26 protein-coding genes and 1 tRNA gene are annotated in these 21,995 nt (G+C 61.7%); 13 read left to right on the forward strand and 14 right to left on the reverse strand.

Annotated elements, in window-relative coordinates; translation table 11 throughout:
• Window positions 1-47 precede the first annotated feature (47 nt).
• The 3 genes from ELX51_RS00675 to ELX51_RS00685 all read left to right on the forward strand — a co-directional run bounded on the left by ELX51_RS00675 (window position 48) and on the right by ELX51_RS00685 (window position 2,571).
• Complete coding sequence (locus ELX51_RS00675; protein ID WP_248305207.1) at window positions 48-551, forward strand: YetF domain-containing protein; 504 nt, start codon at window positions 48-50, stop codon at window positions 549-551.
• The gene (locus tag ELX51_RS00680) at window positions 548-1,567 is read left to right on the forward strand and encodes a DUF2254 family protein (RefSeq protein WP_127751703.1); all 1,020 of its coding nucleotides are present in this window, start codon (window positions 548-550) and stop codon (window positions 1,565-1,567) included. The genes ELX51_RS00675 and ELX51_RS00680 overlap by 4 nt, the downstream gene beginning before the upstream one ends.
• A 602-nt stretch (window positions 1,568-2,169) precedes the next feature.
• Window positions 2,170-2,571 carry a hypothetical protein gene (locus ELX51_RS00685; protein ID WP_127751704.1) on the forward strand — a complete coding sequence of 134 codons (402 nt, stop codon included), beginning with the start codon at window positions 2,170-2,172 and terminating at the stop codon, window positions 2,569-2,571.
• Between the two features lie 302 nt (window positions 2,572-2,873).
• Here the strand turns inward: ELX51_RS00685 and ELX51_RS00690 are convergent, their stop codons facing one another.
• Window positions 2,874-3,485, reverse strand: coding sequence for a TetR/AcrR family transcriptional regulator (locus ELX51_RS00690; RefSeq protein WP_127751705.1), 612 nt, complete (start codon window positions 3,483-3,485; stop codon window positions 2,874-2,876).
• Between the two features lie 131 nt (window positions 3,486-3,616).
• Between ELX51_RS00690 and ELX51_RS00695 the strand changes: the two genes are divergently transcribed.
• Together ELX51_RS00695 and ELX51_RS00700 are read left to right on the forward strand one after the other, a co-directional pair.
• On the forward strand, window positions 3,617-4,699 hold the full coding sequence (locus tag ELX51_RS00695; protein WP_248305208.1) for an aldo/keto reductase: 1,083 nt from the start codon (window positions 3,617-3,619) through the stop codon (window positions 4,697-4,699).
• Window positions 4,700-4,810: 111 nt separating this feature from the next.
• Window positions 4,811-5,563 (forward strand): SDR family oxidoreductase, encoded by a 753-nt coding sequence (locus tag ELX51_RS00700; RefSeq protein ID WP_127751706.1) that lies wholly within the window; start codon window positions 4,811-4,813, stop codon window positions 5,561-5,563.
• A 446-nt stretch (window positions 5,564-6,009) separates the two neighbouring features.
• Here the strand turns inward: ELX51_RS00700 and ELX51_RS00705 are convergent, their stop codons facing one another.
• Entirely contained in the window at window positions 6,010-6,456 is a 447-nt protein-coding gene (locus ELX51_RS00705) for a hypothetical protein (protein ID WP_127751707.1), read from the reverse strand.
• 326 nt (window positions 6,457-6,782) lie between these two features.
• Window positions 6,783-6,872 (reverse strand) — tRNA-Ser (locus ELX51_RS00710).
• A 245-nt stretch (window positions 6,873-7,117) separates the two neighbouring features.
• Between ELX51_RS00710 and ELX51_RS00715 the strand changes: the two genes are divergently transcribed.
• Window positions 7,118-7,441: a hypothetical protein gene (locus tag ELX51_RS00715; RefSeq protein WP_127751708.1), complete on the forward strand. Its 324-nt coding sequence runs from the start codon at window positions 7,118-7,120 to the stop codon at window positions 7,439-7,441.
• A gap of 29 nt (window positions 7,442-7,470) precedes the next feature.
• Window positions 7,471-8,127: a peptide-methionine (S)-S-oxide reductase MsrA gene (gene msrA / locus ELX51_RS00720; protein ID WP_127751709.1), complete on the forward strand. Its 657-nt coding sequence runs from the start codon at window positions 7,471-7,473 to the stop codon at window positions 8,125-8,127.
• Window positions 8,128-8,203: 76 nt separating this feature from the next.
• On the opposite strand, the gene ELX51_RS00725 is transcribed toward msrA, so the two are convergent.
• The 4 genes from ELX51_RS00725 to ELX51_RS00740 form a co-directional block, all read right to left on the reverse strand.
• Window positions 8,204-8,839 (reverse strand): peroxiredoxin, encoded by a 636-nt coding sequence (locus tag ELX51_RS00725; protein ID WP_127751710.1) that lies wholly within the window; start codon window positions 8,837-8,839, stop codon window positions 8,204-8,206.
• Between the two features lie 123 nt (window positions 8,840-8,962).
• Window positions 8,963-9,490: a CreA family protein gene (locus ELX51_RS00730; protein ID WP_127751711.1), complete on the reverse strand. Its 528-nt coding sequence runs from the start codon at window positions 9,488-9,490 to the stop codon at window positions 8,963-8,965.
• A gap of 518 nt (window positions 9,491-10,008) precedes the next feature.
• On the reverse strand, window positions 10,009-10,581 hold the full coding sequence (locus ELX51_RS00735; protein WP_127751712.1) for a hypothetical protein: 573 nt from the start codon (window positions 10,579-10,581) through the stop codon (window positions 10,009-10,011).
• 298 nt (window positions 10,582-10,879) lie between these two features.
• Window positions 10,880-12,127, reverse strand: coding sequence for a hypothetical protein (locus ELX51_RS00740; RefSeq protein ID WP_127751713.1), 1,248 nt, complete (start codon window positions 12,125-12,127; stop codon window positions 10,880-10,882).
• 215 nt (window positions 12,128-12,342) lie between these two features.
• Between ELX51_RS00740 and ELX51_RS00745 the strand changes: the two genes are divergently transcribed.
• Entirely contained in the window at window positions 12,343-12,939 is a 597-nt protein-coding gene (locus tag ELX51_RS00745; protein ID WP_127751714.1) for a LuxR C-terminal-related transcriptional regulator, read from the forward strand.
• Here the strand turns inward: ELX51_RS00745 and ELX51_RS00750 are convergent.
• The 4 genes from ELX51_RS00750 to ELX51_RS19855 form a co-directional block, all read right to left on the reverse strand.
• The gene (locus ELX51_RS00750; RefSeq protein WP_127751715.1) at window positions 12,911-13,114 is read right to left on the reverse strand and encodes a DUF2283 domain-containing protein; all 204 of its coding nucleotides are present in this window, start codon (window positions 13,112-13,114) and stop codon (window positions 12,911-12,913) included. The two genes, ELX51_RS00745 and ELX51_RS00750, sit on opposite strands and share 29 nt — an antisense overlap.
• A 180-nt stretch (window positions 13,115-13,294) precedes the next feature.
• Window positions 13,295-15,100, reverse strand: a complete 1,806-nt coding sequence (lepA, locus tag ELX51_RS00755) for a translation elongation factor 4 (RefSeq protein WP_127751716.1) — start codon at window positions 15,098-15,100, stop codon at window positions 13,295-13,297.
• Window positions 15,101-15,152: 52 nt separating this feature from the next.
• Complete coding sequence (locus ELX51_RS00760; protein ID WP_127751717.1) at window positions 15,153-15,566, reverse strand: hypothetical protein; 414 nt, start codon at window positions 15,564-15,566, stop codon at window positions 15,153-15,155.
• Between the two features lie 73 nt (window positions 15,567-15,639).
• Window positions 15,640-15,783 carry a hypothetical protein gene (locus ELX51_RS19855; protein WP_164854689.1) on the reverse strand — a complete coding sequence of 48 codons (144 nt, stop codon included), beginning with the start codon at window positions 15,781-15,783 and terminating at the stop codon, window positions 15,640-15,642.
• Between the two features lie 105 nt (window positions 15,784-15,888).
• On the opposite strand from ELX51_RS19855, the gene ELX51_RS00765 reads away from it, so the two are divergent.
• From ELX51_RS00765 to ELX51_RS00780, 4 genes are all read left to right on the forward strand, one after another.
• Window positions 15,889-16,800: a LysR substrate-binding domain-containing protein gene (locus ELX51_RS00765; protein ID WP_127751718.1), complete on the forward strand. Its 912-nt coding sequence runs from the start codon at window positions 15,889-15,891 to the stop codon at window positions 16,798-16,800.
• Between the two features lie 83 nt (window positions 16,801-16,883).
• Entirely contained in the window at window positions 16,884-17,249 is a 366-nt protein-coding gene (locus tag ELX51_RS00770) for a metalloregulator ArsR/SmtB family transcription factor (RefSeq protein WP_127751719.1), read from the forward strand.
• Window positions 17,246-17,683 carry an SRPBCC family protein gene (locus tag ELX51_RS00775; RefSeq protein WP_127751720.1) on the forward strand — a complete coding sequence of 146 codons (438 nt, stop codon included), beginning with the start codon at window positions 17,246-17,248 and terminating at the stop codon, window positions 17,681-17,683. Before ELX51_RS00770 ends, ELX51_RS00775 begins: the two co-directional genes overlap by 4 nt.
• Window positions 17,684-17,763: 80 nt before the next feature.
• On the forward strand, window positions 17,764-18,321 hold the full coding sequence (locus ELX51_RS00780; RefSeq protein ID WP_127751721.1) for a dihydrofolate reductase family protein: 558 nt from the start codon (window positions 17,764-17,766) through the stop codon (window positions 18,319-18,321).
• Window positions 18,322-18,425: 104 nt separating this feature from the next.
• Here the strand turns inward: ELX51_RS00780 and ELX51_RS00785 are convergent, their stop codons facing one another.
• Window positions 18,426-19,445, reverse strand: coding sequence for a rhodanese-related sulfurtransferase (locus tag ELX51_RS00785; protein ID WP_127751722.1), 1,020 nt, complete (start codon window positions 19,443-19,445; stop codon window positions 18,426-18,428).
• 108 nt (window positions 19,446-19,553) lie between these two features.
• Between ELX51_RS00785 and ELX51_RS00790 the strand changes: the two genes are divergently transcribed.
• Window positions 19,554-20,591: an aldo/keto reductase gene (locus ELX51_RS00790; RefSeq protein WP_127751723.1), complete on the forward strand. Its 1,038-nt coding sequence runs from the start codon at window positions 19,554-19,556 to the stop codon at window positions 20,589-20,591.
• Here the strand turns inward: ELX51_RS00790 and ELX51_RS00795 are convergent.
• Complete coding sequence (locus tag ELX51_RS00795; RefSeq protein ID WP_127751724.1) at window positions 20,588-21,475, reverse strand: NAD(P)/FAD-dependent oxidoreductase; 888 nt, start codon at window positions 21,473-21,475, stop codon at window positions 20,588-20,590. The two genes, ELX51_RS00790 and ELX51_RS00795, sit on opposite strands and share 4 nt — an antisense overlap.
• Window positions 21,468-21,926 carry an Rrf2 family transcriptional regulator gene (locus ELX51_RS00800; protein ID WP_127751725.1) on the reverse strand — a complete coding sequence of 153 codons (459 nt, stop codon included), beginning with the start codon at window positions 21,924-21,926 and terminating at the stop codon, window positions 21,468-21,470. The genes ELX51_RS00795 and ELX51_RS00800 overlap by 8 nt, the downstream gene beginning before the upstream one ends.
• Between the last annotated feature and the right edge of the window lie 69 nt (window positions 21,927-21,995).

The raw sequence follows: 21,995 nt of genomic DNA on the forward strand, positions 1-21,995 counted from the left end.
AGGCTGATCCGCGCCATTGGCGCCATTTCTGCTGATCGGAGCAATGCATGAACTGGACCGGAATGTTCTTCCAGGACTGGCAAGGGCTCATTCGCACCTTGGTCGTCGGTGTGCTGGCCTATGGTACGATTGTGCTGTTCCTGCGCATCTCGGGCAAGCGAACGCTGGCTAAGCTCAACGCCTTCGACCTTGTCGTTACCGTTGCACTCGGCTCAACGCTGTCTGCCATTCTGCTCCAAGAGTCCATTGCCCTGGCAGAGGGTGCCTTGGCTCTGGGGCTGTTGATCCTCATGCAGTTCCTGGTTACCTTTGCCTCCGTCCGGTGGCGACCTTTTGCCAAGGTGGTCCGCTCCGAGCCGACGCTGCTGGCCCGAGACGGAGCCTTTTGTTCTAGGGCAATGAAGCGCGAACGGGTGACCGAAGACGAAGCGCTCAGCGCCATCCGCTCATCGGGGGCCAGGGGCATCGCCGAGGTCGAGTATCTAGTGCTGGAGAGCGACGGCACGATAAGTGCCTCATTGCGCTCGGCCGCCGCCAAGGATCCTGCATGAGTCAGGTTTCGTTCTATCTCCGGCGCTTGCTGCGCAAAATGTGGTTCTTGCCAGCAGTATTTTCCGCGCTCGCCGTGCTCACGATCCTGGCAGCGTTTTATCTGGCGCGCTGGGCACCCGAGGAGCTGCCCTTCACCATCACCCAACAAGCTGTGCAATCCATACTGGAAATCCTTGCGACCAGTCTGTTGACGGTGTCGGTGTTTGCGCTTTCCACGCTGGTTGCTGCGTTGTCGTCGGCTTCTGCATCTACCACGCCGCGCGCTGCTCAGCTCATCGTGGGAGATCGATCTGCCCAAACCTCCATATCCCTTTTTATCGGTGCATTTCTGTTTTCCATCCTGGCGATCCTTGGGCTATCGGCAGGTATCTATGGCTCGGCGAGCCGAATGCTCCTGTTTTCCGTCACCTTGGGCGTTGTTGCACTGGTGGTTGTGGCCCTTATTCGATGGATAGCTCAAATCTCGGACATTGGGCGAGTGGGACATACAATCGATCGGGTCGAGACTGCCACGGCTCATGCACTGCGCACCCTTGAGGAACATCCACTGTTCGACTGCCGCTTATTGGAAGGAGAGCCTGAAGGGGTACCAGTCAGCACTGACAAGCTCGGATACATCCAGCACTTCGACGCAAAACGGCTGCAAACGCTCGCTGTCGAGCATGATCTTCAGATTGCTGTCACTGCACGTCCGGGATCGTATGTGTCAGCGGCACGGCCGCTCATGATGGTGGAAGGTGAACTCAACGAGGAGCTAAAAGCGGAACTGATCAGAGCTTTTGTTGTGGGCGGCCAGCGGAGCTTCGACAGCGACCCGAGGTTCGGCCTGGTAGTCCTTGCCGAAGTCGCGGATCGGGCGCTCTCGCCAGGGGTGAATGATCGGCCACCGCCAGACACGTCAGCCGGACCCATCCCGGGCCATGCCTCCTGGCACGCCGTTCAATCCACAGCAGGAGGAGTAGTATCGGCAGGTCCAACAGGGTGTAGAACGCGAGAAGGAAGCCGTAGGACCTGATGTCCTCCAAGCTCCCCGGTTTGGGGTTACCGCCGAACGTGAACAGCAAGACACTGCCCACTATCATCACCGCGCAATGGAGATGCATTGCCTTTCGGGTGAAATGACGCGATTCCAGCCGCCGCCACCACTCGTATGCGGTTGCAATGAACAACACGGCGAACGGCGAAACGACGAACCCTGCCGTGAACAAGACGAGGCCGTGGGGAGCGGGGATGGTCCACCAGACGAGATGCCAAGTCCAATACGCGCACCAGGCACAGGCAAGCAGCCAGAGTAAGGAAGGGATGCCTCGGAAGGCGGAGACGGGGCGGAAGTCGCGGCTCACGTGGTTGGACATCGCTCGACCCACTTCGGGGACCGATACACTAAACTAACCATTCGGACCGCGTATCCTCCGAGCCCGAGTGGCCGGGCAACTACGCGGGGAATCGGATTTGGTGTTCTCAGGTTGTCACCTTTTATATACGACGGAGCAGTATTGTCTGGTGGTATATAGGCAGGTAACCTTTTGATATTTTAAGTTGTGACGACAATCACGCCGCCTAAGAACAGCCCACCGGGAACATACGATGCCGAAATTGCGCCTGTAGTTGCTCGGCATGTCGGTCCTCGTGGGCATGGGCAGTACGGTCGCCCGAGCCTCCATGGACCTGCAGTGCCCGGCGGCTACCAGGCAGGAGTTCGAACGCGTTCTGGTGGATGATGCAGAGATGGTCCCGCAATCCGGAGGCGCTTACCGCGGGCCGGACGGGACGGTCTTGACCACGCAAGATTACGAGCGGTTCTGCCTGAACGAGAGTGATGCCGGGGTGACCCTCCTCATGGTCGAGACCGACGGCGACTTCGTGGTCATCGGCGTGCGGTTCGGTGCCGATCGCGCGGACGCCGAGCGGCTGCTCGAGGAAGAGGTGCAGTCCAATGCCAGGTTACGGGGCGTCAAGACTCTTGCCTATCTCACTCCCACCTACAAGGTCGTCAACCTCACGTCTGTGGGCGAATAGTGCCGGAAACCAACCCTGGGGCCACTGTCGCTCGCCCGGGCCTCTGATGAGTGCCAGGCTGCTAGCGCAACAAGACGAGGAAAGCTCCGCGCATAGTTACCTCAAAGTTTGGCATCGCTTCAGCACTTTGACCATCTTAAAGGAGGCATAAGACTGGCTTCGCAACGGTCACCTATAGCATAACTCCCCCGAAAGCCGACTGTCCGCAACCCACCCCGCTACCGCCCGGGAGCATCCGACCCAATCTCTGTCATACAGAGTGGGCGTGATAACTCCCAGAAGCGGACTTTGCTGTTCCAGGGTTAGATTGGCGATGCCCGGTCGGTGGCCGGTACTTTGCAGACCGCCGCTATGGCGTCGTGGCTCGCCTCCAGAACCTCATCTGCAAGCGCCTTGTCGGCTTTCGCGACCGCACGCGACACCGCAATGGCCCCGATCTGGGCGGCGCTGGCGGCAACGGCTAATTGGCGCCGCTCGCTCGTAGTCAGCGAAGGCTCAAGCGTTTGCTCAAACATTGCCACCACCTCCTCGAACGCATCTGCGAACCTTTCGCTGATGGCGTCACCCTGACGAGCAATCTCGCTGGCCGAGGCGGACATCGGGCAGCCGGTCTCAAGCCGGTCGCGCGTTCCCTTGGAGAAGAGGCCCTTGAGATATTCGTCGAACGAACTGGTGTGCGCTTGCTCCAGTACTCGCGTCTCAGCCACGTTGGCTTCGAAGCCATAAGAGAATGCTTCGGCAACGAGTGCTTCCTTTGACGGGAAGTGGGCGTAAAGCGCACCATGCGTCAACCCGGCGGCCTTGGCGACCTCTGCCACGCCTACGCCATCTATACCCCGCTGCCGGAACAGTTGGCTGGCCGCGTGCAACAGGGCCTTTCGGTTCTCGGCCGACTTCTCCTTTGAAACCCGCATTTTCAACACCTCTGAACTTCGTGTCGTGATTTTAGTTGCATGCGCAACCAAAGTCACTAGGATTGTGACCGCAATCAAAAACGCTCGCTGCTGTGGCGAAAGGCCTCTCCTGAACCGGAGACGGCCCACACTTGATCGCGCAACTACGAAGGAATGACACTTTGCGATATAAAATCTTTGGCAGACACACCGGCCTGCGGGTTTCCGAGCTTGTTTTGGGAACGGCCAATTTCGGCATGGCCTGGGGCCACGGCGCCGGCCCGGAAGAAGCCCGGCGGATATTGGACACTTATGCCGACCAGGGCGGCAATTTCCTCGATTCCTCCAATGGGTATCAGGGCGGCGAGTCGGAGGAGTTTCTCGGCGAGCTGTTGGAGGGCCGGCGAGACGATTTCGTTGTTTCCACCAAATACGCCGTTCAGACTGATCCCAGCTCGGGCGTTCTGGTCACCGGCAACAGCCGCCAGGCAATGGTGGCCTCGGTAGAAGCAAGCCTCAGGCGCCTCAAGACCGACCGCATCGATCTCTATTGGAACCACGTCTCGGACGGCGTCACCCCGCTTGAGGAAATCGTGCGCGGCTTCGACGACTTGGTCCGGGCGGGGAAGATTCTTTATGCCGGCCTCTCCAATTTCCCGGCCTGGCGTGTTGCGCGGGCGGCAACGATCGCCGAGCTGCGCGGCGCCGTTCCCATCGCTGGCATCCAGGTCGAGCATAGTCTGGTCCAACGAGCTACCGAACAGGATCTTATCCCTACCAGCCAAGCGTTGGGCATCGGGGTGGTGGCCTATTCGCCGCTTGGCGGGGGCGTGCTGACAGGTAAATATCGTGCAGGCAAGAGCGACAGCCGCCGAGACGAAGCTTGGGCTGGCGCCGGATTCCAGCCCGAGAACAGCCCGCAACGGACCGCCATTATCGACACCCTGCTCGCGGTCGCAAAGGAGGCGGGCGTGACCCCTGGTGAGATTGCTATTGCCTGGGTCGCCAAAAAAGGATCCCTGCCCATCATTGGGCCGCGCACGCTTGAGCAGCTGAAAAGCAATCTCGCTGCGGCAAAAGTGTCGCTGTCACCCGAACAGATGGAGCGCCTCGATGCCGTGAGCGCCCTTCCGCTGGCCTATCCTTACACAGTGCTCGATGACCCCCGCATCAAGGGTCTGATCACCGGCGGTAAAGACGATCAAATCGACCCTCCGCCCTATCCAGTCGCCTAAGCGAGGGAAAAAGCACGGCTTATCACCCAAAGCCGTGCGCCTCGCGCCACGCTTACCCCCAACATCGATGTTAAGTCGCCGTGCTTGGGCGCGCGCGACAGGAGAAATACCATGGACGATCTTTCGTTCGCGACCGCCCCGAGCGTGAAGCTCAATGGCAAGCACGTGCTCATCTTCGGTGGCACCTCAGGCATCGGCCTGGCAACGGCCAGGCAGGCCAAAGCCGCAGGTGCCATTGTGACCGTCGTAGGGTCTGATCCGGCACGCACCCAGAACGCTGCAACAGAGCATGGCTTTTCCGACTGGCGGGCCGCAGACATCGCCGATCCCGACGCCATTGGGCCGGCGCTCTCCTCCATCGGCACCGTCGATCACTTGGTCCTGCTTGCCGGATCATTCATTGTGGGCACGCTGTACGACACCGACATCGCCCTGTTTGGCCGTGCATTCGATGAGCGTCTGTGGGCTGCGGTTCACATTCTGCGAACCCTTGGAGATCGGCTGGCTTCGGACGCCTCGATAACCTTCGTGTCCGGCGTGGCGGCGGACCGACCCAGTGGCAACGGCACGGCGATCATCGCTGCTGCCAGCAAGGCCGTAGAAACTCTGGGGCGGGGGCTTGCCCAGGAGCTCGCTCCGCGTCGCGTTAACACCATTTCGCCGGGCCCTATCGATACCCCCATGCTGAGCAAAGCCCTTGGCGAGGGACGCGACGCCTTTGTCGCAGGCCTGAAAAAGCAACTGCCAGTAGGTCGTCTAGGCACTGCAGACGAAGCTGGTAACGCCATCATTTTTCTGATGTCCAACGGCTTTATGACCGGCGCCACCCTCAATATCGATGGCGGTATGATCCTTACGTCGTAACCGGGAAAGCAAGCGACCTGACCGGGCGTTGTGACTCGGCTCCATCGCAAACGGAAATCCGATCACAATCCCATTACCAATCTGCTCAAGTCCGCTTTTGCAGTTGCGGGCCGATTAGCAGACGGTCAGCAAACCACCCCAATCCTGACGCCAATGCCGGGGAAGCGTTTGGTCAGTCTCTTACACTTCAAGAAAAATCATGTTCCAGCTGCGATCATGTTCTGCGGCACGCGCCTGCGCTTCGAAAAGCTTCAAGCCTCGCAGCAATCTTCATCCACTTCTTTTGGGTTGGTTCGATGTCATCGGCGAACTCCTTTGGGTATGCCGCCCTGTGGCGACATACCCCTTTGCGAGCATTGACTAGGTGGTCTGCCTCGGTGCTTACGGAGTGGTGCAGCCGATATGCATGCCGAAGCCACCACCCGGTAACGCGATGTTCGTTAGGCTCAGTCCTCGATAAAGACGCGTTCGTTGACTCTGTACTCAGAGTGCTTCCGGTTGCGGACAACCACAAGCGAGCCACCGGTCCGGGGCAAGATCTTGATCCGAACGCCAGAGTACTCCTTGATCATGGCAATGAGGCCCATGATGCCAAGACGATCCCGTCCATCCTCGCCCAAGAGCCATTCGGCAAAGATATTAGCGAAAACTACGTATGAGATTGGATAGTTGGTGGTCTTGTAATCGGCGTATTGGTCCTCAAAGTCATTGAGGCTCGAATCGCTGATCCCCGTTGGGTCAAACATGTCGCGGCTAAGGTGCCCGTGTTGAATGACCAGCTCGAAGATCTTCGATGTCTCGCGGCAAAGCGCCAAGCTAAGATCCTCTTCGTCGGGTTCACGGTCGTCACGAAGATCTTGAAGCAGGAAGCCAATCAGTTCGATTTTGTTCATCAGTAATCTCCTTTGATGCACATGCACTTTACCGACGCGATGCGCAGGTCAGGCTCAGAGCAATTGGCATTTGGGGAAAGCTGAAGGGCTGAGGCGCTTGGCATAAGGCGAAGCTACGTGTTGTAGAACTGCTCGGACGCTTGGTGCTGCCTACGACAGGCTGCACACCTTGCAGTTTCAGTGGCAAAATCGGCTTGGGAGCGGACAGGGTGGGCGAACCCCGCACTCGGTGCAGCAACAGTTACCTGAAAATGTGGGGTGCATTGGCGCTAACGCGCTAAACGAAACCAAAAGATGTAGGGAAACAACGCTTTGGAAAGAAGTTGTGGCGGAGAGAGAGGGATTCGAACCCTCGAGACGGTTCCCCGCCTACACACTTTCCAGGCGTGCGCCTTCGACCACTCGGCCATCTCTCCGCATCGCCTGTACCCTTGGTGTTGCGCAAGGGAGACCGGTCTGGAAAGCCCGGTGCGAGCGAGGCGCAATATACCCATCGGCTCTGCCGACGCAAGGGATCACAGTACGGTAAACTCAATTGTTTTATGGCTCCAGCATCCCCATCTTGTGATGACTAGCGCTAGCGTGTCACAAGGAGCGGTGTGCGATGGCAAGCGCTCGTCCTAAGCGCTAATCGAGCTACCGCAACGCCATAGAGGTTCCAATGCGGCTTTTTCTTCGGATCATGGGCACCTGGTTGATCGGCTTGGCCCTGGTCCTGTTGGTGGTCGATGGAACTAGGTCGTTGGCAGCCAACGCACTGCAATTCACCAGCCTCGCCCAGGCCTGGAGCGGTTGGCACCTGCCAAGTCTCGTGGCTGTCCAAGAATTCTTCGCCAGCCGTTTTTTTGCCGATCTGCTCGGCACCGCCTTGGCAGTCCTGCTGACCTACCCCGCTTTCGCGGTGATTGGCGTGCCAGGCATTATTCTGGCGGTGATGGGCCGCACGCCCAGAACAGAGCGCTTTGTCCGTCAGAGTCAAATTTGACGCCTCTTCAAAGCACAAAAGGAAAACCGATGTTCTTTAAGACCAAGCCCACCAGCCTGCCCACTGCTGCCGACGCCCTGCCTGGCCGCGAGCAGCCCCTCGTGACCTCTGAAAATCATTATGTCAGCGGCGAAAAGCTCGCAGGTCCTCACCCTGCCGGCGCCCAGACCATTTATCTGGGGCTTGGATGCTTCTGGGGCGCCGAGCGCTTGTTCTGGCAACTCCCGGGCGTCATCGTGACGGCGGCGGGGTATCAGGGCGGGATCACCCCCAATCCCACTTATGAGGAAGTGTGTTCCGGCCGCACCGGGCATACCGAGGCGGTCAAGGTGGTGTTCGACTCCGCCCGGATCAGCCTCGAGCAGCTGCTCAAGACGTTCTGGGAGGAGCATGATCCCACCCAGGGCATGCGGCAGGGCAATGATGTGGGGACCCAGTATCGCTCCGCCATTTATACCACGACGCCCGAGCAGGCGGAGATCGTGCGCGCCAGCCGCGATGCTTATGCAGCGCAGCTCAAGGCACGTGGCTTTGGCCCGATCACGACGGAGATCGCCCCGGCGGGGCCGTTCTTTTATGCCGAGCCTTATCACCAGCAGTATCTGGCCAAGAACCCGAACGGCTATTGCGGGCTGCAGGGGACCGGGGTCGCCTGCGCCATCGGCACCGGGGTGGCGGCCGAATAGGCGGCCCGCACGCACCACAAAGAAAAGGGCGGCATTGCTGCCGCCCGAGTGGTCAGGGAGAAGACAGTCGCGCCACTTAGGCGCGGGGTTGAGGAACAATCCGCAGATAGGGCTTGAGTTCCGTCCAGCCCTCGGGAAACTTCGTCTTGGCCTGTTCATTGGACACGGCCGGCACGATGATCACGTCATCCCCGTTCTGCCAGTTGACCGGGGTTGCCACCTGGTGCTTGGCCGTCAGCTGCAGCGAATCGATCACCCTAAGCACTTCATCAAAGTTCCGGCCGGTGGAGGCGGGATATTCGATCTTGAGCTTGACCTTCTTGTCGGGCCCGATGACGAACACCGACCGCACGGTCAGCGTATTGTCGGCATTGGGATGGATCATGTCGTATTGGCGCGCCACGGTGCCATCGGTATCGGCCAGGAGCGGGAAGTTGAGGGCGGAGCCCTGCGTTTCCTCGATATCGGCGGCCCAGCCGGCATGGTCCTCGAGCTTGTCGACCGAAAGACCCAGCACCTTGACGCCGCGCTTTTCAAACTCGGGCTTGAGCTTGGCGGTATAGCCCAGTTCGGTCGTGCAGACAGGGGTGAAGTTCTTGGGGTGGGAGAAGAGGACCGCCCAGGAGCCATCGATGTAGTCGTGGAAATGGATGGTGCCCTCGGTGCTTTCGAGGGTGAAATCGGGGGCGGTATCGCCGATCAGAATGGCCATGGTGCAATCCTTGGGCTCGTTCGCGTTTGCTTGTCTGGAACAATATCGTACTCCGCCGCGCCGTTTGAAGCCGGGCGGGGCGGAATGATTTTGTGCGCGGAGCGCTCGGCGCGCGAGCCCATGCTATTGCGCGGCCGCTGCGGGGGCAGGGGCGGCCGCGGCGGCGGGCGGGGCGTTGAGCCAGGTGACGTTCTCGCCGCGCAGCGGCACGACCGAGAGGCTCATCTTGCCCGAGCCCTGCTGGATCTGGCGGGCATGGCCGAGATAGACCAGCGCATCATTGGTCGCGTCGTAAATGCGGGTGACGCGCAGCGACTTCCAGATCAGTGAGCGATTTTCCCGAAAGATTTCCTCGCCGCCGGGGCGGGTGGAAATATCGCCCACGGTGATCGGGCCGACGGCCGAGCAATCCAGCGCCGAATAGGAAGGGTCCTCGAACCAGTTGCCCTGCGAGATGCGATCGATAAAGCCGCGATTGAAATAGGCGAGGTGGCAGACGACCCCCGCCACTTCCGGATCGGGCACGGCATCGATGGCAATGTCATTGCCGGTCCAGTCGACGCCCACGCTCCCCACTTCGCGGGAATCGCCGCAGGCGGCGAGCGCCAGCACCGGCAGAACAAGGGCGGCAAGGCGAGCAATACGGCGCATGGGGCAAAGATCTCCCGGGGGGTTAGCGGCCGGGCATAGATGGCCCGCGCCGGGGCCGGGTGCAAGGGGCGTGCAGGGGCGCCCGCTGGCCGGAGCCGCGGGTCGGCGCGATCGCAAGAGCGACGCAGGCGCCATCGCCTTGCGGCGAGGCGGGGGGAGGCGCGACGTCCTGCGGACGCGCGGGGGCGATCGCCTGCGGCGACGCGGACGCCATAGCCGCAAGGGCGGCTAGGCGGGAGCGGACCCCGAGGCGGTGGCGCCTCTTGGGATGGTTGGATACGAGACGACATCGCCTCGGGGCGGCCGGGATTTACCGATCCAGCTCGCAAAGCGCGCCCCCCAATTCGGCAGGGGGCGAACTGTCCAATGCGGCTCGGACCCACGGCGTGCAGCGACGCACCCCGTCCCGGCTGTTCCATCCGCCATCTGGTCGCTGCAGCGCCGCTCCTGCGGGGGAATGCGCAGCACCATACACCCCCAAAAAGGGGGCGGGGATAACTGCCTGCCCCCTTTTGCGCCTAGAGCCGGCGAATGGCGGGAAAGCCCGGATCGAGCCGCGCCGGCGGCACGGCTTCCCCCAGCGGCTCGGCCCGCCGGGCCGCGGCAATCCCCGCCTGGTAGCCGCGGCTGAAGTGATCGCGAAAGGCCCGGTCCATGCGCAAGGCCAGTTTCTGGCGGATCGAGCGCATCTCGTCGCGCCCCTCGGGCGAAAACTGTTCGGCCGGCAACAAGCGCCGCACCGGCATCGGCAGCGGCCGCGTCAGCCACACCCGGAAGCGATCTTCTTCGCTCCAGCCGGTATGGCTGGCCTCATAGGCCGCCAAGAGCGCCAGCGCCTGCCCCAGCTGCACCGCAAGCCCGCCCCAGCTGGGCGCCGCCGGCGGCAGTTTTTCGGGCGCCCGCCGCTTGGGCCCAAAGATCTGCGCATCATGCAATACGGCCTCGGCCGCCATCCGCACCTCGTCGCCCAGGAGGGCCTCGGGCTTTTTCGCCGCCACGCTCCGCGCCTGCTCCTGCAGCGCCGTCAGGCGCAACCACAAACCCTCATGCCGCTCCGCCAGCGCCGGGGTGATCCGAAGGATTTTTGCCATTCTTTTGGGACTTTCTCCTGTGGGGGAACAGGAGAGGGTAGGCTGGGTGGAGGGAGCGGGGATAACAATCGGCGTAATAGTAGGCCCAGAGCAGCGTCAGGGCCTGATCGGCAAAGCTGGCATTCCCGCCAATGGGGCCGATGTCAGCTATCGACCTTTCTGCCGTCCATCTGGGCATAACAGCCCCTAAGAGCTGACGTGATTAGGTCTGCCGCTAAACGGCTTGTAGATTGGTTGCATCAAATGTGAGCTTTCCTGACCGGCCGAGAGCTTCTTGATCCTCAAGCCCGCTCAACCGTCAATTTCGCCCTTGAAGATCGTTAGCATCCAGCCACTCCTTCATCTCTCGAACAGCGTTTTGTAGGCAAACGCGGCCGAAGCCTTGGAAACCGACAGGCAGTTTGGCGATATCCCTTTCTATTCCAAGCAGCCGAGCCTGCCTGATCGCCAACTCCTCGTAGTACTTGCGTTCACTTGGAGAGAGCTCCGGGGGCTGGTCGGCCCTGCGAGATTTTCTCCTTACCCTTGCTTCCGGCGCCGCAGGTATTTCTGCTGTTGGCGTAGTTGACGCCTCTGGCTCATGCTGGTTGACCTGTGTGTAGGCGGGGATAGCATCCGGTGGGATATTTGGCTCATTCCGAACTAAAACCGGGTGGTCACTCCCGCCCTCATGTGGAGGATTGAGCGACACCGGAGCTTCGTTGCCATCTTCAAGGTCCTCGTCCTCCCAAAGATCGGCGCAGTCGAGCTCCACCTCCTCTTCGAAATCGGGATCACCATCCATCCTGTCGAGCAGGTCGATGGCCTTTTCGGCAATGTCACGCAGCAACTGCCTGGCCGTTTGTCTCACGCTACGTCGGCGTCCCAGGAACGCCTTTACCTGCTCACCAAGGTGAACCAGGTCGTCGCTATAAAGGAATTCGTCGTCTACGGTTTCCAGCGCAGCCCATCCTGGTTGCTCTAACTGGTCATCGGCACAAAACCAGAGTCTGATCTGGTCGCCGGTAGCGAGCATCATGTGCAGCCCACAATGGGTTTCGTTGACGACAACCCCCATGACCCGAGCGTCCACCAGGCAATTTAGGGACTGACCAAGAAAGCGCGCATAGCGCCCTTGGAGCATGCTCTGGCGCACGCGACTAATGAGGCCGGCTTGCACAAGCAATTCTGGGGTGACGAGCCCTGCGGCGTCCCGGATACTCTGATCGACCGCGTTACCTGAAACATTGAGCAGCCACACAATCTGGTCAGCGCTATGCCCCTGGGCGACGAGGCTGAGTATCTCGGCATCTTTCTTTGTCAAAGATTCCAAAACTTCAGTCAGTTCATCGACGACCTCGTCGAATTCCTCATCCTCATCCTCTCCGTCGGAAGCGTCTTCGGAAGATGGGGCCCCATCCCAAACAAAGTCCGCAGCAACCGGGGCATCCGTGCCTTCCTCTAGGAGGTCATGGTAGAAGGGCGTGGGATCTTCCCAGAGAACGGGCGCATAGAAAATTGCACCTTGTGCTTGAGCGTCGTCATCGTTGTGGACATCGAGCGGCATTGAAAAACCCTCCTTCAGCCCTACCAATGTGAGCTAAAGCTAAGGAGTTTGCCTATGGAGGGGACTGACGGAGCAATCACGGCAACAGGGTTGTTTTGGCCCCACGTATTGCCGGAAATACCGTGCTCCTGCGTAATTTACCGCGATAACAACTAACAATAGTCTTAGTCCTTAAGATTTGCTTAGATGAGGCTTGTTGTTGTTGAGGGCCAGCAATGCTGGACGAGTTGTGGAATGCCGAACGCCTAGGCTTTCGCACTATTGCCGACGACGCGCCTACCGCAATGTGGCTGACATTGCCGACGGGCTATTGTTTCTACCTCAATCGCTCCTGGGTGGAATTTACCGGCCAGACCGAGAACCAGGGGCACGGATCCGGATGGGCTCAGGCACTTCATCCGGATGACCGAGTCATGGCCTACAACGCCTACTTCCGGGCCTGCGTTACCGCTTCGCCCTATCAAGTGAGCTGCCGCCTGCAGCAAGCCAACGGTGGCTACCAACAGGTCACGGCTGCTGCGTTGCCCCATCTTGATCAAAGCGGAAATCTCGATATCTACGTGGGTGCAATTTCGCTTGCTGTTGACCAACGTTTTTCCAAACCAGGGTCGGCTGCCCTGTTGTCCCCTAGGGAAAAAGAGCTCCTGCGCCTCTCAGCCCTTGGTAAGACCGCCGGCGAGGTGGCAGCCCTGATGGGTATCGCGGAGCGAACGGCACACTCCTACATGGGCAACATTATGCGCAAGCTGAGTGCCAACAACCGGGTGCACGCCGTTGTGGAGGCTATAAGGCTGGGCGAGATCGAGATCTAAGCTCTGCCGGCAGGTGGGCGCGGGCGTCGAGCACTTCCATGCCGACAATGCGGCCCTGCGCGTCATAATCGAGCACGATCCCCGCGCTGGACTCTTCGCTTTCCTGCACCCCTTCGGGCGAAAATCGGATGTAAGCAGCATTGGCTTCGGGGTCGTAGGTCACTTGCGGTGTCATTGCGGCCTCGCGCGGCGATCCAGAAACGCCGATATTACCCGAATATCGTGCCTGAAGAAGGCTGTAAGAGGAGCGCCGACTGCGTCATCGTACCGGGTGCCCGCTGCCTTTGGCAGCGACCCGGCGACTAACCTGCCGTCGCGCCACTGGCGCGCCGGCTTCGCGTAAGGCGCGAACCGGTTAGTCGTCACCCATCTTGAGCGCCTTGATGAAGGCCTCTTGCGGGATTTCCACCGAGCCGAACTGGCGCATGCGCTTTTTGCCGGCTTTTTGCTTTTCCAAAAGCTTGCGCTTGCGGGTGGCGTCGCCGCCATAACATTTGGCCGTCACGTCCTTGCGCATGGCGCGCACGGTTTCGCGGGCGATGATCTTGCCGCCAATCGCCGCCTGGATCGGAATGACGAAGAGATGGGGCGGAATGAGGTCCTTGAGCTTTTCGCACATGATGCGGCCGCGCGATTCGGCGACGGTGCGGTGCACCAGCATCGAAAGGGCATCCACCGGCTCGCTGTTGACCAGCACGGAAAGCTTGACCAGATCGCCGGGGCGATGCTCGGCCAGCTGGTAGTCAAAGCTGGCATAGCCCTTGGAGATGGATTTCAGCCGATCATAGAAATCGAACACCACCTCGTTGAGCGGCAAATCATATTCCACCATGGCGCGATTGCCGACATAGGAGAGGTTGCGCTGGATGCCGCGCCGGTCCTGGCAGAGCTTGAGGATCGAGCCGAGATATTCGTCGGGGGTGAGAATGGTCGCCTTGATCCAGGGCTCGCGGATCTCGGCGATCTTCATCACATCGGGCAGATCGGCGGGGTTGTGGAGCATCACCACCTCGCCATTGGTCATCTCGACCTCGTAGACCACCGAAGGGGCGGTGGCGATCAGATCGAGATTGAACTCGCGGCTCAGGCGCTCCTGGATGATTTCGAGGTGGAGGAGGCCCAAAAAGCCGCAGCGGAAGCCAAAGCCGAGCGCGGCCGAAGTTTCCATCTCGAAGGAGAAACTGGCGTCGTTGAGCCGCAGCTTGCCCATGGCGGCGCGCAGCTCGTCGAAATCGGAGGCATCGACGGGAAAGAGGCCGCAGAACACCACCGGCTGGGCCGGGCGGAAGCCTGGGAGGGCCTCGCTGGTGGGCTTGCGATCATCGGTGATGGTATCGCCCACATTGGTATCGGCCACTTCCTTGATGGAAGCGGTGAAAAAGCCGAGCTCGCCCGGGCCGAGTTCGCCGACATCGACAAGCTTGGGGGTGAATACGCCGACGCGGTCGAGCTCATACACGGCGCCCGACGCCATCATGCGGATGCGCTGGCCCTTCTTGACCGTGCCATCGACAACGCGGATCAGCACCACGACGCCGAGGTAAGTGTCGTACCACGAGTCAACCAAGAGCGCCTTGAGCGGGGCGTCGAGAATGCCCTTGGGCGGGGGCAGGCGGGTGACGATGGCCTCGAGCACGGTGTCAATGCCGAGCCCGGTCTTGGCTGAGATCTCGAGTGCATCGGACGCATCAATGCCGATCACGTCCTCGATCTGCTGCTTGACGCGCGGAATGTCGGCGGCGGGCAGATCGACCTTGTTGAGCACCGGCACGATCTCGTGGCCGGCATCGAGGGCATGGTACACATTGGCGAGGGTCTGCGCTTCGACGCCCTGGGAGGCGTCGACCACAAGGAGCGAACCCTCGACGGCCGCCATGCTCCGGCTGACTTCATAGGCGAAGTCGACGTGTCCGGGCGTGTCGATGAGGTTGAGGATATAATCCTCGCCATCCGCCGCGTGGTATTTGAGGCGCACGGTTTGCGCCTTGATGGTGATGCCGCGCTCGCGCTCGATATCCATCGAGTCGAGCACCTGCTCCTTCATCTCGCGCAGCTCCAGCCCACCGGTGAGCTGGATCAGCCGGTCGGCCAGGGTGGACTTGCCATGGTCGATATGGGCGACGATGGAAAAATTGCGGATGCGGTTCTGCGGCGTTGTCATGGGCAAGCGTCTAGCAGAACCGCAGGGGACCGCAAAGATGGTTTAGCGCGCGTTAACTGCCGCTTTTCATCGCGGCATAGATGTTCACCACCGCTTCGGCATTTTGCCGGTCGGCGCCACCTTCGGCGCAATCGGGCGTGGTGCGCTCCACATCGGCCTTGATCTTGGCATAGGCTTGGGTCGCGGCAGCGTCATCCATGCCCAGGCCCGCCTCGAAGCGCTTTTGGTCGTTGTTCATGCGTGAGGTGGCATTTTCATCCACGGTGATGGCGCATATCTCGATGATGGCCTTGGTGGCATAAAGCCCGGTGAGCAGATTGGCCTGCTTGGGCGTGGCATTAACCGGGGCGGCCGGATCGATGCTGATTTCGGCTGGCGCGGGGGTCGTGGTCGGCGCGGCTTGCTGCGCCTGGGCGGCGGTGAGCGGCAAGATCAGGACGGCAGCAAGAACGAGTGGGCGCAACATGGATCAGCTCCTTTGGGGCGGCGGGCAGGGCCCGGCGGGGTTGCTCCCCTTGGAACGCGCGAATGTGGCTTGTCTACGGCGCTCCCCCGCAAACCGGGTGGTGCGGGGGCAGATCGGCCCAGTCGCGCAGCCCGGGCGCTTCCGGCTCGGGCGGTGGCGCGGCGGGCAGGGTGAACCAGGGCAACAGCCATTGACGGAGACGGGCAAGAACAAACATTTTGTCGGCTCCTTTCCGGGGCAAGGTGTGAGATGGGGCGCAGAATGCGCGCGGGTCGGAGCTCGGGCAATCGACAAGGTTGCGGCGCCATTATAGAAAATCTCCATGAGCAAGGGCTTTCCCATTCCCCTCAATGCGGTGCGCGCGATCGAGATCGTGGCGCGTCGCGGTGCACTGGCGCCGGCGGCCGAGGAGCTGGGCGTGACCCTTGGCGCCGTCAGCCAGCATTTGCGCCGGGCCGAGGCGCGGCTGGGGATGGAGCTGTTCGAGCGTACGGGGCAGGGGCTGGTGCCCACCGCAGCCTTGCGCGCTGCCTTGCCCCAGCTCAGCGCCGGCTTTGCCGCGCTCCAGGACGGGCTGGCGGAACTGAGCGGCAGCGACGAGGCCATTCTCAACCTGACGGTGGGGAGCGTTTTCGCTTCGCGCTGGCTGATCTGGCGGATCAACAAGTTCACGACGCTTTATCCCGAGATCGAGGTGCGGCTGACAGTGACGGGTGCCATGCTCGATCTGCAGCGCGCCGATATCGACTGCGGCATTCGCTTTGGCGCCGGCAACTGGCCGGGCGTGATCGCGACACCGATCGGGGGCGCCGAGTTCCAGCCCGTGTGTGCGCCGCCCATTGCTCGGGCCCTCAAGCATCCCAGCTATCTGTATGGGGTGCCCGTGATCCGCGACGAAACTACCATGCTGTCCTGGGATCTGTGGCTGCAATCGGTGGGGTTGGACGCAGAGCGGCGCCTGCATGGGCCCACCTATTCCGATCCCTCGCTCGCCTTTGATGCGGCGATTTCCGAACAAGGCGTGCTGATGGCGGTGGACATGATGAGCGCCGATGCGGTCAGCGATGGCCGGCTGGTGCGCCCCTTCACCGGTCCAGTGAGCGGGCCCCATCAGTATTGGCTGGCGACGGCCAAAGGGCGACGCGAAACGACGAAGCTACGCCGCTTTCGCGAATGGCTGGCCGCCGAAATACCCGCCTCGGCGCGGGGCTATGTGCACCAGTCGCGCGGCTGAGCCCGGCCAGGTAATTGGGTATTCAGATACTTAAGCGAAAACTTAAGCGTTGACGCTCCGGCTGGGCTGGGATACTTAAGTTCATGCTTAACCAAGACGACCAACTCGACCAGATTTACCGCGCCCTTGCCGATCCGACCCGTCGGGCGGTGGTGGAGCGGCTGACCGCCGGATCGGCCACGGTGAGCGAGCTTGCCGAGCCGTTCGACATGTCGCTGCCGGGCCTGACACAGCACCTCCGGGTGCTTGAAGACGCCGGGCTGGTGCGAACCGAGAAAGTGGGCCGGGTGCGCACCTGCACGCTCGACCTCCAGGCCCTGGGGAGCGCCGAACGCTGGATTAACCAGCGCCGCCAGGCATGGGCGCAGCGCTTTGATCGACTGGGCGCTTTGCTGGCCGAGGATGACGAGCCTTCACCGCCAACACCATCCAAAGGAAGAGATTCATGACCGATCGTTCCGTTTCCCACGGCAGCTTCACCATTGACCGGGTTCTTCCCGCCAAGCCAGAGCGCGTGTTTCGCGCCTGGTCGGACCGGGAACAAAAGGCCAAGTGGTTCCCGGTGGGCGAGATCTTCGAGTTCAAGGTCGGCGGCCGGGAATACCAGGCCGATAGCGGGCCCAATGGCGCCCAGTTCGTGTTCGATGTGCGCTATCACGACATCGTCCTCAACCAGCGCATCGTCTACGCCTATGAAATGCTGATGGATGGCCGCCGCATCTCGGTTTCGGTGGCCACGGTCGAGCTGGTGCCCGAAGGCGAGGGCACGCGGATGATCGTCACCGAGCAGGGGGCGTTCCTGGATGGGCTCGACAATTCGCGCCAACGCCAAGAAGGCACGGAGCAATTGATGGACGCTCTGGCACTCGCGCTCGCCAACTAAGGTTTCTCGTTTCTTCATTTCCGGGACGGCGTGATCCTTGGGGACACTGGCTCGATCACGCGCCCCGATAGGAGGTTTTGATGCGTAAATTGCTGGCCTGGAACATGATCACGCTCGATGGCTATTTCGAAGGGGCGCAGCCCTGGGATCTGAGCTTTCACAGCACGGTCTGGGGCCCCGAGCTCGAGGCCATGTCGCGCCAACAATTGGAGGGCGACACAACCCTGATATTTGGTCGCCGGACCTATGAGGGCATGGCGGCGTATTGGCCGACCGCCAGTGATGAAGGCGAAGTGGCGGTGCGTATGAACGCGGTGCCAAAAATCGTGGTGTCCAATACGCTCACGAGTGCGGACTGGAACAACACCAGGGTGCTGAATGGTGGGGCCGCCCAAACCATTGCTGCGCTCAAGGGTGAAGAGGGTGGTGATCTTTATGTGTTTGGCAGCGCCCAATTGTTGGACAGCCTGCTCGCGGCGGGCTTAGTTGACGAATACCGGCTGTGCCTCACGCCAGTGGTGCAGGGGCGCGGCACGCCCCTGTTCAAGCCCGCCGAGGAGCCGAAGAACTGGACCTTGCTGGAAGCCCGCGCCCTGCAAACCGGCGGCGTGGTGCTGCGGTATCGGGTCAAGGGGTAAAGGCCCCTTACCCGCATCTCAGGATGGATCCCGGCTCAGGGCCGGGATGACAGCTGGTGGGTCGGAGAGGGCGTGCGCGCCTGCCGGTAAGGTGCGCCGGCGCATTAACCCTGGCTGTTCCGCAGACGGGATTGTTCGGCTTGGTCGCGTTTGCGTTGCTTGGCGCGGCGGGCGGCTTCGGCGGCTTCGTCGCCGAGGTGGGCGGTGCCGCGTTGGCGGGCGAGTTCGATCTGTTTTTGCCGCTCGGCGGCGGCGGCATGCTTGGCGGTGTCGTCAGCGCAATGGGGGCAGGCCACGCCTTCGCTAAAGCGCGGATCCGTGCGGTCGGCGGGGGTGAGCGGGTGGCGACAGGCGCGGCAGAGGGTCGCCTCACCTTGCGCGAGGCCATGTCCAACCGCGACGCGATCATCGAACACAAAGCATTCGCCTTCAAAGCGGCTGTCCTGCTCGGGCACGGTTTCCAGATAAGCCAGAATGCCGCCCTTGAGGTGGAACACTTCGGCAAAGCCCTGGCTCAATAGGTAGGAAGACGCCTTTTCGCAGCGGATGCCACCGGTGCAAAACATGGCGACTTTCTTGTCGCGCGCGGGATCAAGATGGGTCGCCACATAGTCCTTGAACTCGGTGAAGGTCGCGGTCGCGGGATCGAGCGCGCCCTTGAAGGTGCCCAGCCCCACTTCGTAGTCGTTGCGGGTATCGACCAGCACCACATCATCGCGCTCGATCAGGCTGTTCCAGTCGGCGGGCGCCACATAGGTGCCCACGGTTTGGGACGGATTGGCTTCGGGCGCGCGCAGGGTGACGATCTCGTGCTTGAGCCGCACCTTCATGCGCAGGAACGGCATCTCGGCGGCGCCCGAGAACTTGATCTCGGCGCCGCCGAGCCGGCCGGCCCAAAGCGCGTCCTGGAGCAGGAATGCGTGCAGCGCGTCGATGGCGTCGGGCGTGCCGGCTACCGTGCCATTGATGCCCTCGGGCGCCAGGATCAGCGTTCCCTTGATCGCGCGGGCGCAGCAGAACTGCGCCAGCATCGGCTGGATGGCCGTGGCATCGGGCAGATCAGCGAACTTATAAACGGCCATGACCTTGTATGGCAGGGCGGCTTGCGGCAAGTTATCGGGCATCGGGATTCCGGCAGACGCTGAATGGCGTCTGGCTCTCTATCATCGCGTCACGCCCTGCGCCAAGCAGCGCGCCGTCGCTCAATCGCACATTTCTGGGAGGCAAGAACCATGACTTATCGGGCCGACACGGCGCGCTACGACACAATGCAATATCGCCATTCCGGCCGTTCGGGCCTGCAGCTGCCGGTGGTGAGCCTGGGGCTGTGGCAGAATTTCGGGGGCACGCGCGACTATCCCAGCGCCATGGAAATCCTCGGCCACGCCTTTGACGCCGGGGTGACCCATTTCGATCTCGCCAACAATTATGGGCCCCCGGCCGGCTCGGCCGAGGAATTGTTCGGGCAGGTGATGGCGCGCGATTTCCGCCCCTATCGCGACGAGCTGATCATTTCCACCAAGGCGGGCTACAATATGTGGCCGGGCCCCTATGGCGAGTTTGGCAGCCGCAAATATCTGCTGTCGAGCCTTGACCAGAGCCTGGGGAGGATGGGGCTCGACTATGTCGATATCTTTTATTCCCACCGCTTTGACCCCAACACCCCGCTTGAGGAGACCATGGGCGCGCTGGCTCATGCAGTGCGGGTCGGCAAGGCGCTTTATGTCGGCATCTCGTCCTATCCAGAGGCGCAAACGCGCGAGGCCTATCGGATCCTCAAGGAAATGGGGGTGCAGACCACCATTCACCAGCCCAGCTATTCCGTGCTCAACCGCTGGATCGAGAACGACCACACCATCGATGCCTGCGGGGAGCTCGGGATCGGCATGATCGCCTTTTCGCCCCTGGCGCAGGGCGTGCTCTCGGGCAAATACAACAATGGCCAAAAGGAAGGCACCCGCGGCGAGAACCCCAATGGTTCGCTGCGCGCCAGCCATATCGAGCCGCGGGTGCTCGAAGCGGTCGACAAGCTCGGCGAAATTGCCAAGGCGCGCGGGCAGAGCCTGGTGCAACTGGCGTTGAGCTGGGTTTTGCGGCGACCGGAAATGACTTCGGCGCTGATCGGGGTGCGCAATCTCGACCAGCTCAAGGACAATCTGGGCGTGCTCAACAATCTTGCGCTCAGCGCCGAGGAGATCGCAGCGATCGACGCGGCCACGGCCGGGGGGCAGATGGAACTGCACCCCAGCCCCAAGGGCTGGCTGCGCTAAAGGAGCATGGACTGCTGCGCGCCCATGGCGGCCATCGAGCCGGCATAGGCGGCGCTGGTGACACTGTGCATCGGGGTGGTGAGGTCGCCCGCCGCGAAGACCCCCTCACGCGAGGTGGCCTGGCGCTCGCCCACCACCACCATGGTGCCGGTGGGCGTGGTGTCGGTCTCGAGCCCCAGCTGCTCGTGCAGGTCGGCGGATGGATGATTGCGGGGATGGGCGTAAAGCGCATCGAGTTCAACCTCGGTGCCATCTTCGAGGCTCACGCCCGACATCTGGCCGTTGTCCTGGTGGACTGCGGCGAGCTTGCCATCATGGATCTTGACGCCCCGTCGCTGCAGCTTGTTGCGCTCCGCGTCGGGGATGGCATTGCCATCCAGGATCAGCGTGATGTCCTCGGTCCAGTCGCCATAAAGGGCCGGGGCATGCAGCGACATGGGGGTGCTGTAAAGCAGCCCCCAGCGCGGGCCTGCTTCATAGCCGTGGCAGAACGGGCAATGGATGACGGTCTTGCCCCATGCTTCGGCAAAGCCGGGGATGGGGGGCATTTCATCGGTGATGCCATAGCTCAGGATCAATCGGCGCGCGGCAAAGCTGTCCCCGGTCTCGGTGGTGATCGTGAAATCGTCGGGCTCCCCTGAAACGGTGCTGGCGCGGCCCTCGATCAGCCTGACCGTGGGATAAGCCTCGAGCTGGCGGCGGGCGGCAGCGAGGATATCGCCGGGCGCTACCCCGTCATGACCCAGCACATTGTGGGCACTGTCGGCATAGCGGTTCCGGTTGAGCCCGGTATCGAGCACGCTCACCTTGCGGCGCGCGCGCCCGAGCTGGAGGGCTGCGGAAAGGCCGGCGAAGGAGCCGCCGACAACAAGTACGTCATCCATGAAAATGGCTTTCGGAAGAATGGGAAAGAGCGGGAAGCGCAGTTGCGCCCGCCGCGAGTTGGGCAATGCTCAGGCGGCGCAGCCGGTTGGCGAGCAGGGCTTCGGCATCGGCCAGCACCTCGTTCATCACCCCGTCAACGGTGCGCACAATGGCGCAGCCGGGATCGCCCGGCTCGCTTTCGGTGCGCACGAGAAGGGTTTCCCCCAAGGCATGGTACACATCAAAGACGCTGATCTCGGGGGCGGGGCGCGCCAACTGCCAGCCCCCGCCATGGCCCTTGCTGGAGCCCACCAAACCCGCTTCGCGCAGGCTGCCGAGCACACGGCGGACCACCACTGGATTGGTTTGCAGGCACACCGCCAGAACCCCTGAGGTCAGCGCGTCCTCGGGCTGGGCGTGCAGATGCACAAGGGCATGAAGGGCAACGGAAAGGCGACTGGATCTTTTCATGTAACTTCTTTAGTTGCAGAATTGCGGCGCGTCAAGCGGGGCGCGAAAGCCACACTCATGTGGTCAGGG

The sequence above is a fragment of the Devosia sp. 1566 genome, assembly GCF_004005995.1.
Lineage (GTDB): Bacteria > Pseudomonadota > Alphaproteobacteria > Rhizobiales > Devosiaceae > Devosia.